Source organism: Morganella morganii H1r (assembly GCF_000633515.1).
In the GTDB taxonomy this organism is placed as follows: domain Bacteria; phylum Pseudomonadota; class Gammaproteobacteria; order Enterobacterales; family Enterobacteriaceae; genus Morganella; species Morganella morganii_B.
Genome location: NZ_AYMP01000107.1, coordinates 1 through 2,548, shown reverse-complemented (window position 1 = coordinate 2,548; position 2,548 = coordinate 1). Strand labels below are relative to the sequence as shown.

Sequence of the window (2,548 nt, the reverse complement as noted above, 5' to 3'; positions counted from 1 at the left end):
TCTTTGAACACCAAGTGCCTATTGATTTTATTAAAAAAGTTATTAAGAGAGTGCGTATGGCAACAGTAACAAAAGCTCCGGCAGCAAAACAGCTAACGTTATTAGGTTTTTTTGCAATTACTGCGTCGATGGTTATGGCTGTATATGAATATCCAACCTTCGCGACATCGGGTTTTAGTTTAGTTTTCTTTTTATTATTAGGCGGATTATTGTGGTTTATCCCTGTAGCACTTTGTGCTGCCGAAATGGCAACCGTAGAGGGCTGGGAAGAAGGCGGCGTATTTTCCTGGGTCTCTAATACACTGGGTGAACGCTGGGGGTTTGCAGCCATATCGTTTGGTTATCTGCAAATTGCTGTCGGTTTTATTCCGATGCTCTATTTTGTCCTTGGTGCTTTGTCCTATATTCTCAACTGGCCGGAATTAAACACCGACCCGGTTATTAAAACTATTGCCGCATTAATCATTCTGTGGGGGCTTGCGTTCACTCAGTTTGGCGGGACTAAATATACAGCAACAATTGCAAAAATCGGTTTCTTTGCCGGTATTTTACTTCCGGCCCTTATTTTAGTTCTTCTGGCTGTTAGTTACCTGGTGAGTGGTGCTCCACTGGCAATTGAAATCAGTGCTGATACTTTCTTTCCTGACTTCACTCAAATCGGTACCATAGTCGTATTTGTTGCCTTTATTTTAAGTTATATGGGAGTTGAAGCCTCGGCAACTCATGTTAATGAAATGAAAAATCCGGGCAGGGATTATCCGGCAGCCATGCTGTTACTGATGATAGCAGCCATCTGCTTAAGCTCAATTGGTGGTTTATCTGTTGCATCGGTTATTCCAAACAATGAGATTAACCTGTCAGCAGGCGTAGTACAAACGTTCAGTGTTTTGGTTGGCCACTTCAGCACTACGCTTGAGTGGGTGGTCCGTATTATTGCTGCTTTATTACTGCTTGGAGTTCTGGCAGAGATTGCCTCATGGATTGTCGGGCCTTCACGTGGAATGTACGTTGCCGCACAGAAGGGAATACTGCCGAAAACGTTCTCTAAAGTTAACAAAAATGGTGTACCTGTTACCCTGGTTATTTCTCAGTTGCTGATTACCACAGTAGCGCTGATAGTGTTGACTAATACCGGTGGCGGCGGGAATATGTCGTTCCTGATTGCTCTGGCACTGACCGTCGTTATTTATCTGTGCAGTTACTTTATGCTGTTTTTAGGCTATATCCAACTGATCCGTAAACAACCGGAAAAAAAACGTGCTTTTAATATCCCTGGGGGGACAGGCGTTAAACTGATTCTTGCTTTTGCAGGGTTGATTATCTCGGTATTCGCTTTTGCAGTGTCTTTTTTCCCGCCAAGTTCTTTACCTGCGGGAGCTGGTACAGATACTTATGTTGCCTTGCTGGGTGTCAGCTTTGTGGTGATTTTCCTGCTGCCATTTATTATCTATGCGCTTCACGATAAGAAAGGCAAAGAAACCGGTGTCACTATGGTGCACATTAAAACGCATAATGCGCCTGTAAACCACTTCTTCATTCATCCGCGTGCGCGTTCTTTCTGGTATTTGGTACGTGATGATAAGGTAGATAATAAGGAAAACACCGAATAAACATAGAATAACTCATCTTCAGCAAATATATGTGCTGTCCTCATTACGAAACCTGTTCGACGGTCTCAGGGCTGATGTCGATGAGACTGGTTACTGAACACGTTAATGTAAATATCGACCCAGGAGAGATCCTGGGTTTTTACAGAGTCGTTTTCCGATTCGGGGTATTTTGCAACTTATTGATAATGAATCGCCACGGATACCCAACGCTCATCCGGACTGAACTGTCGCTGGAGCCTGTTGTGAACCGCCCCGAGTTTCCTGGAGCGTAGTTTGCTTGAGTCATCATGCTACCACATCCAGCATCTTCAGTGAAGCATCATAACGTTGTTCCGCTTCTGCCGGCGGGATATATCCCAGCCGCTCAAGCAGTCTGCGGTTGTTGTACCAGTCAACCCATGCCAGTGTTACCTGTTCCACTTCTGATCGGCTTTTCCAGCTCTGACGGTGGATCACCTCCGCCTTATACAGACCGTTGATACTCTCTGCCATGGCGTTATCGTAAGAGTCCCCGGTGGTCCCTGTTGAAGCCAGCAACTGAGCATCCTGCAGCCGTTGTGTGTAGGCCAGTGAGACATACTGTGACCCCTTATCGCTGTGATGGATAGTGCCGGACGGACGCCTTGCCCACAGTGCCTGCTCCGGGGCGTCGAGAACGAACGTTGTTTCCATTGAGGACGAGACACGCCATCCGACTATCATGCAGGCGAACACATCAATGATGAACGCCACATAGGTAAACCCCTGCCACGTACTGACATAGGTGAAGTCAGCCACCCATAACTGATCCGGATGTTCTGCACGGAACACCCTGTTGGAGCAGCGGATTAAATCGCAGTTTCCGGCGCTGCACGGCGAGCTGCTGTATCAGTGTTACCTCGATAACCTGCCTGACCATTAATCCCGTCCCTGTCTGAACTGACCGCCTCCCCGGCGGT

General features: G+C 46.8%; 1 protein-coding gene and 1 pseudogene. One reads left to right on the top strand and one right to left on the bottom strand.

Annotated features, from left to right (window positions below; genetic code table 11):
• Positions 1-56: 56 nt before the first annotated feature.
• A complete protein-coding gene (gene gadC / locus U868_RS0123185) occupies positions 57-1,610 on the top strand; it encodes a glutamate:gamma-aminobutyrate antiporter (protein WP_036412506.1) in 1,554 nt (517 codons plus the stop codon).
• Positions 1,611-1,895: 285 nt separating this feature from the next.
• Here the strand turns inward: gadC and U868_RS0123180 are convergent.
• Positions 1,896-2,426, bottom strand: a pseudogene (locus U868_RS0123180) (IS3 family transposase); the annotation flags it as partial.
• Positions 2,427-2,548: the final 122 nt, after the last annotated feature.

What these genes read in the sequence shown, in the direction of transcription:
- gadC (WP_036412506.1), top strand. Translation starts at nt 57, where the DNA reads ATGGCAACAGTAACAAAAGCTCCGGCAGCAAAACAGCTAACGTTATTA.